The sequence below is a fragment of the Candidatus Velamenicoccus archaeovorus genome (assembly GCF_004102945.1).
In the GTDB taxonomy this organism is placed as follows: domain Bacteria; phylum Omnitrophota; class Gorgyraeia; order Velamenicoccales; family Velamenicoccaceae; genus Velamenicoccus; species Velamenicoccus archaeovorus.
Genome location: NZ_CP019384.1, coordinates 1,532,570 through 1,545,675, shown reverse-complemented (window position 1 = coordinate 1,545,675; position 13,106 = coordinate 1,532,570). Strand labels below are relative to the sequence as shown.

Sequence of the window (13,106 nt, the reverse complement as noted above, 5' to 3'; positions counted from 1 at the left end):
TCCCATGAACAAGACAGGAAAACATAGATCAAAAACAGAGGCCATCAATTTCCATATGCGGATCGATGAATTCGAGGAAGGCGATCGCGCGCGGGTGCAGCGCATTGCTAAAGAGTTTGACAGGGGTTTTCGCGCCCTTTCAAAATTCAGGAATGCGGTTTCGATCTTTGGGTCTTCGCGATTGACGCCGAAGGATGAATACTATAAGCTTGCGGAGAAGACGGCGTATCTGTTGGGCAGGGCGGGCTATGAGATTATTTCCGGCGGGGGCCCCAGCATCATGGAGGCTGCCAATAAGGGCGCCTCGCGCGCCGGCAGCGCCTCCATCGGCCTCAATATCTATATTCCGACGGAACAAAAGGCCAATCCTTATATCAATACGCTTTTGGAGTTCCATTATTTCTTTGTGCGCAAGGTGATGTTCGTGCGTTACGCCAAGGCATTCGTCATCTTTCCGGGAGGATACGGGACCATGGACGAGTTGTTTGAGTCCGTGAACCTCATCCAGACGGGGCGCATCCCGCAGTTTCCCGTCATTTTGGTCGGCGGGCGCTACTGGCGGGGATTACTGCATTGGATCATGTCCGTGATGCTGCGCCGCGGCTGCATTGGCGAGAGCGACCTGAGCCTTTTTTCCCTGGTCGACAAACCCGAAGATGTGGTCCATATCATCAACAAGTTTTATCACAGACTGTAACATAATAACCAACTTCCAAGCTACAATAATCAAACAATGACCAATAACCAAATTTCAATAATCAAAGAGATGGCTTTTGGAAGATTGGTTATTGGTGTTTGGAATTTTTTTGATGATTGTATCCTGGTTATTGGTGATTGGCTCCTATTATGGTTAAACCTAAAGTTTTGATCCTCAAGACAGCCGGCACGAACTGCGATCTGGAGACGGCCTTTGCCTTTGAGACCGCCGGCGCGGCGCCGGAAGCGGTGCACATCAACGAACTGGCCCGCGGCGAACGCCGCCTGGCCGATTTTCAGATCCTGGCGATCTCAGGCGGTTTTTCCTACGGCGACGACATATCTGCTGGCAAGATCCTGGCAAACGAGTTAAAATATAAACTGTTTGATGACCTGCGCGCTTTCATCCAAAGGGAGCGCCTGATCATCGGTATCTGCAACGGCTTTCAGGTCCTGGTCAAGGCCGGACTGCTGCCGGGTCATGCGGCATGCGCCCAGGAAGCGACCCTCGCCCCCAATGATTGCGGTGTTTTTCAGGATAAGTGGGTGCATTTGAAGGTTGAGGAGAGCCGGTGTGTCTGGACACGGGGGTGTCCAGAGGTCATCTATCTGCCGATCGCGCACGGTGAAGGAAAGTTCATCCCCAAGAGCGAAGAGATTTTGACGCGCCTGCGGGAGAATCGTCAGGTCGTCTTTCGCTATGGCGACGATAAGGGGAAGACAGGAGATTATCCCGTCAATCCCAACGGTTCCATCGATGCCATCGCCGGCATCTGCGACGAAACAGGCCGTGTCTTCGGTCTCATGCCCCATCCGGAAAGGCACCTTATCAGTCTGCAGCATCCACGATGGACGCGTCTGGGCACCAAGAGGCACGGCGACGGGTTCCAGATATTTTTGAACGCAGTTAATTATTTCAAATGACGGCCTGCCATGAACGATCATCCTAAGCATTACTGCGGTCTTTTCGGTGTCTTTGGCGTTCCTAATGCCAGCTACCTGATTTATCTGGGACTCTACGCCCTTCAGCACCGGGGAGAAGAGTCCTGCGGGATCGTGACCAGCGACGGTGAGGAGCTCAGCATCCATAAGGACATGGGGTTGGTATCCGACGTCTTCAACGACGAGAATCTGCGTTTATTGAAAGGCGACAGGGGGATCGGCCATGTGCGTTATTCCACGACCGGTTCCAGTCTCGTTAAGAATGCCCAGCCGTTGTTCGTGGATTATCTGGGTAATTCGCTGGCCGTGGCGCATAACGGCAATCTTGTCAATAGCTCTTCTTTGCGCAAGGAATTGGAGCGGACCGGGTCGATCTTTCAGACGACATGTGACAGCGAGGTCATCGTTCATCTCATGGCCCGTTCCTCTTCGCGTAACGTCGTCACCAAGCTCAAGAGCGCCCTGAAGAAGATCAAGGGCGCCTATTCCCTGGTGCTCCTGACGGAAAAAGAGCTGATCGGCGTGCGGGACCCCGAAGGTTTTCGGCCGCTGTGTCTGGGCAAAAAGGGCGAGAGCTGGTGTTTGGCCTCCGAGACGTGCGCCTTCGACCTGATCGAGGCGAAGTTCGTGCGGGAGGTGGAACCCGGTGAGATCGTCGTCATCACCGACAAGGGCTTGACATCGGCGAGATTTGCCGCCCGGGCGAAGAGGAATTCCTGCTGTATCTTTGAACATATCTATTTTGCCAGGCCCGATTCCATTATTTTCGGAGAGACCGTGCATCTGGTGCGTCAGAAATTGGGTGAGACCCTCGCCAAAGAGCATCCGGTCGACGCTGATTACGTCATTCCCATCCCTGATTCCGGCACGTCCGCCGCTCTCGGTTTCAGCCATGCCTCGGGGATCCCTCTGGAATGGGGGGCGATCAGGAACCATTATGTCGGGCGCACGTTCATTCAGCCGCACCAGAAGATCCGCGACCTCGGCGTCAAAGTCAAGATCAACATCCTGCGCGAGGTGGTCGCCGGAAAAAAAGTCGTCATTGTCGACGATTCCATCGTGCGCGGCACGACTTCGCGCATCCGCGTCAAGAATTTCCGGGCCGCAGGCGCGCGAGAAGTGCACATGCGCATTTCCTGTCCGCCGCACCGTTTTCCATGCTTCTACGGTATCGACTTTCCTTCGCCGGACGAGTTGATCGCCAACCGCTATTCGGTGAATGAGATTCGCGACTACCTCGGGGTTGACAGCCTGGGTTATCTGAGCCTGGAAGGGATGCTTTCCGCCGTCAAGATGCCGGCGCACAAATACTGTGTCTCTTGCTGGGTTGGAAAATATCCTTTCAAGGGGGCCGGCACCCTCAAGAATGTCTTGGAAAAAAAATGCGTATGCCAGCGTATCGAAATAAAAGAAGGATGAGACATGAGCCTGAATTATAAACGAGCGGGTGTGGATATCGATAAGGCCAACCTTTTTGTGGATGGCATCAAGGGGTTGGTCCAAAAAAGCCAGCGGCGGGAGGTCATGGGGGGGATCGGCGGGTTCGGGGCGTTTTTTGATTTGGCGAAGACCAAATACAAGGATCCCGTGCTTGTCTCTTCCTGCGACGGCGTCGGCACGAAGCTTAAGATCGCCATCGCCGCCCGGATCCATCATACCGTCGGTATCGACCTGGTAGCCATGAGTGTCAATGACGTTTTGTGCAGCGGGGCGGAACCCTTGTTTTTTCTGGATTATATTGCGACGGGCAAGATCGAGCCCGGTGTCCTGAAAGACGTCGTGCGCGGTATCGCCGAGGGGTGCCGTCAGGCCCATTGCGCCCTTGTGGGCGGCGAGACTGCGGAGATGCCGGGGATGTATAAGTCGGGAGATTATGACCTCGCTGGATTTTGTGTCGGTATCGTCGAGAGGAAGAATATTCTCGGCAGCCCGCGCGTCGTCCTGGGGGATGCCGTGATCGGCCTGGAGTCTTCCGGGTTGCATTCCAACGGTTTTTCGCTCGTGCGCAAAGCCTTCACGCCCCTGGAATTGCGCGCGCGCGCGCAGGAATTCCTCAAGCCCACGCGTATCTATGTCAAGCCGGTTTTGTCCGTCTTGAAAGCTTTTAATTCTTCGTCCTGCAACATCAAGGCCCTGGCCCATATCACCGGCGGCGCGTTTTATGACAAGGCCGGCCGGGCCGTGCCTTCCAAGATGACGATGATCATTTACAAGAACGCCTGGGTGCGTTCTCCGATCTTTGAAGAATTGCAGCATTTGGGTAAGATCGACGAGAAAGAGATGTTCCGGACGTTCAATATGGGTATCGGCATGATCGCTGTTGTGCGGGACGCGGTCAAAATGGATATCGTGCGGGCATTTTCCAGGCATGGCGTCAAAGCCGCCATCATCGGCGAGATCGTCAGCGGCGTCGGCGGCGTCGCCGTTGTGTGATGGTCGTGCCATTTTCGCCGCGGGGGAAGGCTGGGCACGGGCAGGAGGTCGTGTGAAGGTTCTTGTGGTTGGATCCGGCGGCAGGGAACACGCCCTGGTATGGAAGATCACGCAGTCGCGTCACGTCAGCAAGATCTATTGCGCGCCGGGCAACGGCGGCATCGCCGGCCTTGCCGAGTGCGTGGCGATCAAGGCCGACGATATTGCCGGGCTTCTGGATTTTGCGCAGAGCCGCCTTGTCGACCTCGTCGTGGTCGGTCCTGAAGCGCCCCTTGTGGATGGCATTGTGGATGTGTTCCAGGATGCGGGGCTGAAGGTTTTCGGGCCGCGCCGCCGCCCGGCGCGTCTTGAGGCGAGCAAGCTCTTTGCCAAGGAGATCATGGCGAAGTATCGCGTCCCGACGGCCGCGTTCGCCGTCTGCCGCACGGCCGCGGAGGTCGTCTCGGCTGCAGGCCGTTTCGGATTCCCCGTCGTCCTGAAGGCCGACGGCCTGGCGGCAGGCAAGGGGGTTGTGATCTGCCGGTCTGGGGAAGAGGCGGCTGCAACCGCAGACGAGATGCTGGTCAAGAAGATTTTCGGCGCCTCGGGCGAGACCATCGTCGTCGAAGAATTCCTACAGGGTGAAGAAGTTTCCATCCTGGTGTTGACGGACGGCGAAGACGCGGTGCCCCTGGCGTCGTCGCAAGACCATAAAAGGGTTTTTGACCACGACCAGGGTCCTAATACCGGAGGCATGGGGGCTTATTCGCCGGCGCCGATCGTGACCCCGGGCGTGATGGATGAGATCATGAAAACTGTGGTCAAGCCGGTGATCTATGGCATGGCCAAGGAAGGCATGCCTTATACGGGCATTCTTTACGCCGGCCTCATGATGACGGCGAAGGGTCTGAAGGTCCTGGAGTTCAACGTGCGGTTCGGAGACCCTGAGACACAGGCCGTCCTGGCGCGGTTGCAGTCGGATATTATCGAAGCGGTCCTCTGGTCCGTCGACGGCGGGCAAGAAATCCCCTTGTTGCGCTGGGAGAGGCGTCCGTCTGTTTGCGTGGTCATGGCCTCCAAGGGATATCCAGGGTCTTATGAGACGGGCAAGGCGATCAGCGGTTTAGGCGAGGCGGCCCGCATGCAGGATATCGTTGTTTTTCATGCCGGGACCAAAGAAGACGGCGGCCGGATCGTCACCAGCGGCGGCCGCGTCCTGGGCGTGACCGGCCTCGGGAGTACGCTCAAGGAAGCCATCGCGCATACCTATGAAGCCGTCGGCAAGATCCGCTTCGAAGGCGCACATTACCGCACGGATATCGGCTGGCGGGCGCTGGAGAAAAAGCAGACAGGCTGATTTTACCGACTACCGACTACTGTCTACTGATTACTTAAATAAGGGGTATATATGAAGAAGCCTGAAGTTGCGATCGTCATGGGCAGCGTTTCTGATCTGGAAACAATGCAGGGCGCTATCGATATCCTGAAAGAATTTCGTGTTCCCATCATGGCCAAGGTGCTTTCGGCGCACCGTACCCCCAAGGAACTGGAAGCCTTTGTTGTGGCGATGGACCACTTGGGCGTCAAGGCGTTTATCGCGGGTGCGGGCGGCGCGGCCGCGCTTCCGGGCGTTATCGCGTCCTTGACGGCGGTGCCTGTTTTGGGCGTTCCCATCGAGACAAAAAGTTTGAAAGGGCTGGATTCGCTTCTGTCCATCGTGCAGATGCCGGCGGGGATCCCCGTCGCGACATTCGCCATAGGAAAGTCCGGCGCCAAAAATGCCGCTCTTTTTGCCGTGGCGCTCTTGAGCCAGGCATCCAAGACGGCATCGGGACGGCTGAAACGTTTCCGCAAGAAACAGGCGCAGGCCGTCAAGGCAACGAGGTTGAGCGTTTGACGAACACTAAAGTTTGCAAAATCGATCCGCTTCACATCGAGCCCCTCGTGATCCAGGAGGCGGCTGCCGTCCTCGAGAGGGGCGGTCTTGTCGTTTTCCCGACAGAGACGGTTTACGGCATCGGGGCCAACCTTCTGCATAAAGGGGCGATGGGAAGGCTTAAAAAAATCAAGGAGCGGCCTCAGGATAAACCATTCACCATCCATATATCCGACAGGAACGATGTTGAGAAGTATGCTGTCGATGTTTCACCGCGGGCCTGCAAGCTGATGGTGCGTTTTTGGCCTGGGCCGCTGACCCTTGTTTTGTGCGCCCCGCATGATAAGACCGTGGGTCTGAGGATGCCGAAGAATGCCATTGCGCTGGCTTTGTTGGGCAGCGTGGATTTTCCTGTTGTTGCTCCGTCGGCAAACAGGGCGGGCCAGCCGGCCCCCCGTGATGCCGCAGGTGTTTTGGCCGGCCTGGAGGGCCTGGTCGATCTTGTCCTGGACGGCGGCACGACCGAACTAGGCCGTGAATCGACGGTTGCAGATCTTTGCAGGCTTCCTGCCGCGATCTTGCGGGAGGGGATCCTGCCGGCAGACGCTGTCCTGCAGGAGGCTTCCAAGAAAACGGTGCTTTTTGTCTGCACGGGGAATTCCTGCCGGTCGGTGATGGCCGAATATCTTTTGAAGAAGTATCTTGTTGACCACGGCCGCAAGGACGTGGATGTCATCTCTGCGGGGACGTTTGCGTTCTTGGGGATGTTGCCGACGCACGAGACGGCCAAACTGATCCACGGCATCGGCCTCGATGCCTCCGAACACAGGGCTCGGCGCGTTACCGACGAGCTGGTGCGTCAGTCCGATATCATCCTGACCATGGAGCGCCGGCACCAGGAGGAGCTCATGAGGCAGTTTCCTTCCGAGGCCGGAAGGATCCATCTTTTGGGCGAGTATATCGGTCTGGAACCTTTCGAGGCGGAGATAGAGGATCCTATCGGCAAGTCCGAAGGGTTTTATGCGGATTGTTTTTCAACGATCAAGAATGCCGTCCAAAAATTAGGAGCTTTGCTATGAACTGCGTATCCAGGATTGCCGTCGGCTGCGATCACGGCGGCTATCGGCTCAAAGAAGCTATCGTCAGGCATCTCAGGAGAAAAGGTCTTTGTGTCCTGGATATGGGCGCGTTTTCCGAGGAGTCCATGGATTATCCCGATACGGCCTACAAGGTGGCCCGTGCGGTCGCCGGCAAGCGCGCGTACCGCGGGATCCTGATCTGCAAAAGCGGCATCGGCAATTGCATCGTGGCTAACAAGGTGGCAGGAGTGCGCGCCGCGCTCTGCCATCAGCTCCGGGCTGTCAGGCTTTCGCGGCAGCACAATGACGCCAACATCCTGGTTTTGGGTTCTTTTTTTGTCAAGGGGCCCATGGCCAAAAAGATGGTCGACGTGTGGCTCGCCACGCCTTTCGAAGGCGGCCGCCACGCCCGGCGCCTTAAAAAAATAGAAAAAATCGAACGGATGAATAGAAGCAGATGACAGGCGATCCGTGTAATCATTTCTAAAAATCTGTGTCATCGGACTCGCGGAGTTTTTTCGCGAGCCAAGGAAAGGATTGAAAAGTTATGCGTCCGACCATAGCCAGTTCTTTGAAAGACGTCGATCCGGAAGTCTACAAGATGATTGCGCGAGAACTCTATCGCCAGCATCGCAATATCGAGCTCATCGCCAGCGAGAATTTTACCTCCATGGCCGTCCTGGAGGCCCAGGGGTCTGTCTTGACCAACAAGTATGCCGAAGGATATCCCAAGGCCCGCTGGTACGGCGGTTGCGAGCATGTCGACGGCGTCGAAGACCTGGCGCGCGAACGCGCCAAACAACTGTTCGGCGCCGACCACGCCAATGTCCAGCCGCATTCGGGGACACAGGCGAACATGGCCGTTTATATGGCGGCGATCAATCCCGGCGATACGGTTTTGGCGATGGATTTGGCCTGCGGCGGCCACTTGTCGCACGGTTTGAGCCATAATTTTTCCGGCATGTTTTATAAGATCGTTTCTTACGGCGTCAGCCCCAAGACAGAGACGATCGATTACGACGAGGTGGCGGACCTCGCCTTGCGCCATAAGCCGCGCATGATCCTGGCGGGGGCTTCGGCATATCCCCGCATCATCGATTTCAAGAGGTTCCGCGAGATCGCGGATTCCGTCGGCGCTTATCTTTTTGTGGACATGGCCCATATCGCCGGCCTCGTCGCCGCCGGCCTGCATCCGTCGCCCGTTTCTTATGCGGAATTCGTGACGACCACGACGCATAAAACTTTACGCGGCCCGCGGGGCGGCATGATCCTCTGCCGCAAGGATTTTGCCAAAAAGATCGACAGCATCGTTTTTCCCGGCACCCAGGGCGGGCCGTTGATGCATGTGATCGCAGGAAAGGCCGTTGCCTTGAAAGAGGCCCTGGGCCCGGAGTTCAAGAAATACCAGCAGAAGATCGTCGTGAATGCCAAAGGCCTGGCGGATGAGCTGGCCCAGAAGGGCCTCAGGATCGTCTCCGGCGGAACGGACAACCATCTTCTCTTGGTCGATCTGACCAGCAAGGACCTTTCCGGAAAAGAAGCGGCGGCCATGCTGGATGCCGCGCGCATCACCGTCAACAAGAACCTGATTCCTTTTGATAAAAGAAGCCCGTTTCAGACGAGCGGCCTGCGGCTGGGGACGCCGGCTGTCACGACCAGGGGCATGGGCCTGCGTGAAATGCGCCAGATCGCCGCCATGATTTTTGAGGTGATCTCGGCCCGAGGCCAGGAAGAGGCGGTCGCCGCCGCAGCCAAAAAGGTAGAGGCCCTGATCAGGAAATTTCCGTTGTATCAACCATTATTGAAGAAATTCAAGGGAGCATTGTGATGAAAAAAAAGGACCGCAGGCCGGGGTGGGATGAGTATTTCATGGGGATCGCCGATCTGGTGGCCCAGCGCTCGACGTGCCTGCGCCGCAAGGTCGGGGCCCTTGTCGTCAAAGACAGGCGCATCCTGGCTACGGGCTACAACGGCACACCCTCGGGGATCAAGCATTGTTCGCAGGTGGGATGTTTGCGCGCTAAACTCAAGATCCCCTCAGGGGAAAGGCATGAACTCTGCCGCGGGCTGCACGCCGAGCAGAATGTCCTTCTTCAGGCCTCTTTGCATGGAGTTTCTCTGAAAGACAGCGCGATCTACGTGACGAACCAGCCTTGCATCATCTGCGCCAAGATGATCATCAATGCCGGCATCAAGGAAGTGGTGATGGCGGGTCATTATCCTGACCCGATGGCGCTGAGTTTCCTGAAAGAAGCCAGGATCAAGGTGAGAAAAGTAAAATAGTAAGCGGGTGCATGCGTAAACGGGTGCACGGGTTAAAAGAGAAAAGCTTGTTTTAGTTCTCGATTCGCTAACCCGCTTACCCGTCAACCCGCCAACCCGTTCATTTTTGTTTTTTGGAGCGAAGCGATTTCTCGCTACAGGCAAAATTAAGGAATAAGCGTTACTCCTCGCCTCGACGCTCGTAAATTTCACGCCAGGGTAGACCGGCGTGAAATTTCTTTCGCAGGCTCGGAGTTAACTTTGCAGGGAAAAATACCTCATTATAGGCAAAGTTAAGGAATAAACGTTGACTCCGCACTTGGGCGCTTGAAAATTTCCGCCAGGGTAGGCCGTCGGCCTGGGCGCAGCCGGCCAGGACGGCCATCCGGCGTAAATTTTCCTGGTCTGCTGTTTCAGCAGATCGAGTAAGTGCGGAGTTAACCCAGAAAGGGTAGGCCTCCGCATGCCGCAGAAAGCTGCACCCCGCTTTAATAGGATAAGCGGGTGCGTCCCGCTGGACGGCATACTGGCTCATCCGATTGAGCCAGGTAATACCAAGTAAGCGGAGGGCCTAATTTTGTAAGGAATTAATACCCGGTTATAGGCAAAATTAATGAAATGTCCCTACTGCGGTTGTGTTGACGATAAAGTGATTGATTCGCGCGCGAGCTCCGAAGGCAATGCCGTGCGCCGCAGGCGGGAATGCACCAAATGCGGCCGTCGCTTCACCACCTATGAGGTTGTTGAGGAGACGGCCCTGATGGTCGTCAAGAAGGATGGCCGCCGGGAGGCCTTCGACCGCAAAAAGATCCTCTCGGGGATATTGAAGGCCTGCGAGAAAAGACCTGTTTCCCTGGAGAAGATGGAAGAGGTGGTGACCGGTATCGAACGCGAGATCTCCAGGAAGTTCGACCGGGAGGTCCGCTCCAGGGATGTGGGCGAACTCGTTATGGACAGGCTGGCGTCTCTGGATGAAGTCGCTTACGTGCGCTTCGCCTCTGTCTATCGCCAGTTCAAGGACGTCAACCAGTTCATGTCGGAATTGCGCGATCTTTTGAAAAAGGCGGGGAAATAGGCGGCGCGCCTATGGAAGGGATGGCCATGATCGAGATGGAACTGAACAAGATCATTATCGACGAAAAGAGACCGGATCAGATCATCGTCTTGAAAGAGAAGAACGGCTCGCGGCTGATGCCTATCATCATCGGATATCTCGAGGCCAACGCGATCAAATTGAAAGTGAGCGGTGTTACGCCGCCAAGGCCCTTGACGCACGACCTTCTGTTTTCCGTCATAGAGGGGCTGGGGGCTTCTGTCGCCAAAATCTTGATCGACGCGCTCGAGAACAATACTTTCTATGCCAAACTCGTGCTGCGGCTTTCAGGCGAAGCGTCCGAGAAGATCATCGACGCCAGGCCCTCGGATGCTGTCGCCATGGCCGTGCGCGCCCATGCGCCTATTTTTGTCGAGGAGGAAGTCATCAAGCGTTCCGAGGTTTTTCATCAGCAACCCTGATTTCCCTCTCGGCATTTCCCATGAAAACCAGACCCAAGATTATCCCCGACCATCCGGTGTTTCGTTCCCGGGCCTTCCGGACCACGGCGGCACTGGCCGTTTCCCAAAAAAAAGAGGTCTATCTGGTCGGCGGCTTTCTGCGTGATCTTTTTGCCGGATACAAAAAGCCGTCTTTGGACCTCGATTTTTCCGTAGAAAGCGGCGCTATTGATTTCGGCAGGATGCTGGCCCGTCGCCTCAGGGCGGGTTTTGTCGTTTTGGACCGTGAGCATGGATGCTGCCGCCTCGTTTTCAAGGGGGGCGTAGCCGGGCCGGCCGCGACGTTTGATTTCGTTGATTTTCGGGGCCGCGATTTTGAGGCAGACCTGAAAAAAAGGGATTTTACGGTCAACACGCTGGCCGTGCGGCTGCCATTCAAGAGGACGGGGCTTCTGGACGTCTGCGGCGGCCTCAAAGATTTGCATGCCAAGACGGTCCGTATGGTCGGTCCGTCTTCTTTCGACGAAGACCCGCTGCGCATCCTGCGGGCCTTTTCTTTAAGCGCGACATTGGGTTTTGCCATCGAGCCTGCGACATTGAGGCTGGCACAACTCAAGAGGGAACAACTAAGGGGGGTCGCGGGCGAGAGATTACGCGATGAATTTTTCAAGGTCCTGGCTGCCGGCGATGCCTGGCGGCATATCCGCAAGATGGACCGCCGGCGCGTGCTGGAGAATGTTATCCCTCAGATCCGTGTGATGCATAACGTCAAACAGGGAGGGTACCATCATCTGGATGTTTGGGGCCATTCCTTGGAGACGGTGCGAAAGCTCGAGGAGCAATTAGGGCGTTTCAGGGGCGACCGGGACGTGGCACGCTACCTGGATGAACCGATGACGACGGGCCGCAGCCGCAGGCAGTTGATCAAACTGGCGGCGATGCTGCATGATATCGGCAAGCCCAAGGCCCATGAGGTAAAGGCAGGCAAGACGATGTTTCACGGTCATGAACGCATCGGCCGTATCATCTCGGACGCCGTTTCGGAGAGGCTCAGGCTTTCGACGCGCGAACGCTTCGCCCTGGATACGATCATTTTTTGGCATCTGCGGCCCGGCTACCTGGCCGACAATAAGGTCTTGACCAGGCGCGCGGTCCACCGGTTCTTCCGCGACACCAAAGAGGAGGCGGTGAGCGTCCTTTTGGTCTCCATTGCCGATCAGCGGGCGACGCGCGGGCCGTTGGCTACGCCGGAGAGCCGCAAGAGGCACGAAAAAGTGTCGTTTGCGCTCATCGGCGAGTATTTTGATTCTTTGAAGCAGAAGCCTTTCGTCAGGCTCATCAACGGGACGGACCTTATCCGGAGACTCAGGTTGGAACCGGGTCCGGTTTTTTCAACTATCCTTGATGCTGTCGAGGACGCCCAGGTGGAGGGCCGCGTGCGCACGAAGCCGCAAGCGATTGCCCTGGCCAAGATGATCGCGGAAAAAGAAGCCGGCCGTCCCGGGAGAAAGGAACGATGAACATCAGAGATATCGAAGTTGAAGTTGCCGTCCGCCTGCCGCACGGCCTGAAGGTCGATCGGATGGTCATTTCCGGCCAGGCGCCTTTGCATCGGAGCAAAACGGGTAACGTCGTCGTGTGGCCCCTGGATGAGGATCGGCCGGCAGGCCCTTTCGAGTTGAGGGTGGCTTATGCCTCTGTCCTTAAGAGATGTTCCACAGGGCGGGGCAGGACGGTTGTCCTGCCGTTTTATGCCGCCGGCCTTGAGCTTCCTGCCGCATCCAGGATCGCGGCGCAGGAGATTTTCCGTTTCATCCGCGCGACGGGGCAATCGCATCTGCCGGGGGCGATTATCTTATGGGTCAAGAGCCCCCGCGATGCCGCACGCGTGAAGGCGATCGTCGAGGGATATCTGGGGCATATCCGCAATGTCCTGGCATGGGGTCCTTTTGTGACGGTGGATACGATCATCGAGATTGGCCACGGCATCGTCCTGATCCGGCGCAAGAACCCGCCGTTCGGCTGGGCCCTGCCTGGAGGATTCGTTGATTACGGAGAGAGCCTTGAGGAGGCAGCGGCGCGTGAAGCCGCCGAAGAGACCAGGCTTCGTGTTTACGATTTACGGCAGATGCATACCTATTCGGCGCCGGGACGCGATCCGCGTTTCCAGACGGTGACCACTGTCTTTGTGGCAAAAGCCAAGGGCAGGCCGAAGGCCGCCTCCGATGCGGGGGCTGCTGGCGTTTTTTCCTCCAAGGAATGGAAAAAACTCGACCTTGCTTTTGACCACCGGCAAGTGTTGGAGGATTATTTGAGATTCAAGAAGGGCTAGAGGGATGCGAGGT

Annotated in this window: 14 protein-coding genes; all 14 read left to right on the top strand. The window is 56.7% G+C overall.

The features are described from left to right. Window positions 1-4 precede the first annotated feature (4 nt). A complete protein-coding gene (locus BU251_RS07105; protein WP_228767795.1) occupies window positions 5-697 on the top strand; it encodes an LOG family protein in 693 nt (230 codons plus the stop codon). 149 nt (window positions 698-846) lie between these two features. Beyond that, window positions 847-1,620, top strand: coding sequence for a phosphoribosylformylglycinamidine synthase I (purQ, locus tag BU251_RS07100; RefSeq protein WP_128700355.1), 774 nt, complete (start codon window positions 847-849; stop codon window positions 1,618-1,620). Between the two features lie 9 nt (window positions 1,621-1,629). Further along, window positions 1,630-3,057, top strand: coding sequence for an amidophosphoribosyltransferase (gene purF, locus BU251_RS07095; protein WP_128700354.1), 1,428 nt, complete (start codon window positions 1,630-1,632; stop codon window positions 3,055-3,057). Between the two features lie 3 nt (window positions 3,058-3,060). After that, a complete protein-coding gene (gene purM, locus BU251_RS07090) occupies window positions 3,061-4,071 on the top strand; it encodes a phosphoribosylformylglycinamidine cyclo-ligase (RefSeq protein WP_128700353.1) in 1,011 nt (336 codons plus the stop codon). Between the two features lie 52 nt (window positions 4,072-4,123). Beyond that, the gene (gene purD / locus BU251_RS07085; RefSeq protein WP_128700352.1) at window positions 4,124-5,407 is read left to right on the top strand and encodes a phosphoribosylamine--glycine ligase; all 1,284 of its coding nucleotides are present in this window, start codon (window positions 4,124-4,126) and stop codon (window positions 5,405-5,407) included. Window positions 5,408-5,458: 51 nt separating this feature from the next. After that, a complete protein-coding gene (purE, locus tag BU251_RS07080) occupies window positions 5,459-5,947 on the top strand; it encodes a 5-(carboxyamino)imidazole ribonucleotide mutase (protein ID WP_128700351.1) in 489 nt (162 codons plus the stop codon). After that, window positions 5,944-7,005: an L-threonylcarbamoyladenylate synthase gene (locus tag BU251_RS07075; protein WP_128700350.1), complete on the top strand. Its 1,062-nt coding sequence runs from the start codon at window positions 5,944-5,946 to the stop codon at window positions 7,003-7,005. The genes purE and BU251_RS07075 overlap by 4 nt, the downstream gene beginning before the upstream one ends. Continuing rightward, window positions 7,002-7,466, top strand: coding sequence for a ribose 5-phosphate isomerase B (gene rpiB, locus BU251_RS07070; RefSeq protein WP_128700349.1), 465 nt, complete (start codon window positions 7,002-7,004; stop codon window positions 7,464-7,466). Before BU251_RS07075 ends, rpiB begins: the two co-directional genes overlap by 4 nt. 86 nt (window positions 7,467-7,552) lie before the next feature. After that, window positions 7,553-8,833: a serine hydroxymethyltransferase gene (locus tag BU251_RS07065; RefSeq protein WP_128700348.1), complete on the top strand. Its 1,281-nt coding sequence runs from the start codon at window positions 7,553-7,555 to the stop codon at window positions 8,831-8,833. Further along, window positions 8,833-9,288 carry a deoxycytidylate deaminase gene (locus BU251_RS07060; RefSeq protein WP_128700347.1) on the top strand — a complete coding sequence of 152 codons (456 nt, stop codon included), beginning with the start codon at window positions 8,833-8,835 and terminating at the stop codon, window positions 9,286-9,288. The genes BU251_RS07065 and BU251_RS07060 overlap by 1 nt, the downstream gene beginning before the upstream one ends. A 592-nt stretch (window positions 9,289-9,880) precedes the next feature. Further along, window positions 9,881-10,342 (top strand): transcriptional regulator NrdR, encoded by a 462-nt coding sequence (nrdR, locus tag BU251_RS07055; protein ID WP_128700346.1) that lies wholly within the window; start codon window positions 9,881-9,883, stop codon window positions 10,340-10,342. Between the two features lie 11 nt (window positions 10,343-10,353). Continuing rightward, entirely contained in the window at window positions 10,354-10,782 is a 429-nt protein-coding gene (locus tag BU251_RS07050; RefSeq protein ID WP_228767794.1) for a bifunctional nuclease family protein, read from the top strand. A 20-nt stretch (window positions 10,783-10,802) separates the two neighbouring features. Beyond that, window positions 10,803-12,281: a tRNA nucleotidyltransferase/poly(A) polymerase-related protein gene (locus BU251_RS07045; protein WP_128700345.1), complete on the top strand. Its 1,479-nt coding sequence runs from the start codon at window positions 10,803-10,805 to the stop codon at window positions 12,279-12,281. Continuing rightward, complete coding sequence (locus BU251_RS09610) at window positions 12,278-13,093, top strand: NUDIX hydrolase (RefSeq protein WP_320416944.1); 816 nt, start codon at window positions 12,278-12,280, stop codon at window positions 13,091-13,093. The genes BU251_RS07045 and BU251_RS09610 overlap by 4 nt, the downstream gene beginning before the upstream one ends. The last annotated feature ends 13 nt before the right edge of the window (window positions 13,094-13,106 follow it).

Coding starts and splice junctions, on each gene's coding strand:
- rpiB (WP_128700349.1), top strand. CDS start 7,002: ATGAACTGCGTATCCAGGATTGCCGTCGGCTGCGATCACGGCGGCTAT.
- BU251_RS07050 (WP_228767794.1), top strand. CDS start 10,354: ATGGAAGGGATGGCCATGATCGAGATGGAACTGAACAAGATCATTATC.
- BU251_RS07065 (WP_128700348.1), top strand. CDS start 7,553: ATGCGTCCGACCATAGCCAGTTCTTTGAAAGACGTCGATCCGGAAGTC.
- purF (WP_128700354.1), top strand. CDS start 1,630: ATGAACGATCATCCTAAGCATTACTGCGGTCTTTTCGGTGTCTTTGGC.
- BU251_RS07105 (WP_228767795.1), top strand. CDS start 5: ATGAACAAGACAGGAAAACATAGATCAAAAACAGAGGCCATCAATTTC.
- purE (WP_128700351.1), top strand. CDS start 5,459: ATGAAGAAGCCTGAAGTTGCGATCGTCATGGGCAGCGTTTCTGATCTG.
- purM (WP_128700353.1), top strand. CDS start 3,061: ATGAGCCTGAATTATAAACGAGCGGGTGTGGATATCGATAAGGCCAAC.
- purQ (WP_128700355.1), top strand. CDS start 847: ATGGTTAAACCTAAAGTTTTGATCCTCAAGACAGCCGGCACGAACTGC.
- BU251_RS07045 (WP_128700345.1), top strand. CDS start 10,803: ATGAAAACCAGACCCAAGATTATCCCCGACCATCCGGTGTTTCGTTCC.
- nrdR (WP_128700346.1), top strand. CDS start 9,881: ATGAAATGTCCCTACTGCGGTTGTGTTGACGATAAAGTGATTGATTCG.
- BU251_RS07060 (WP_128700347.1), top strand. CDS start 8,833: ATGAAAAAAAAGGACCGCAGGCCGGGGTGGGATGAGTATTTCATGGGG.
- BU251_RS09610 (WP_320416944.1), top strand. CDS start 12,278: ATGAACATCAGAGATATCGAAGTTGAAGTTGCCGTCCGCCTGCCGCAC.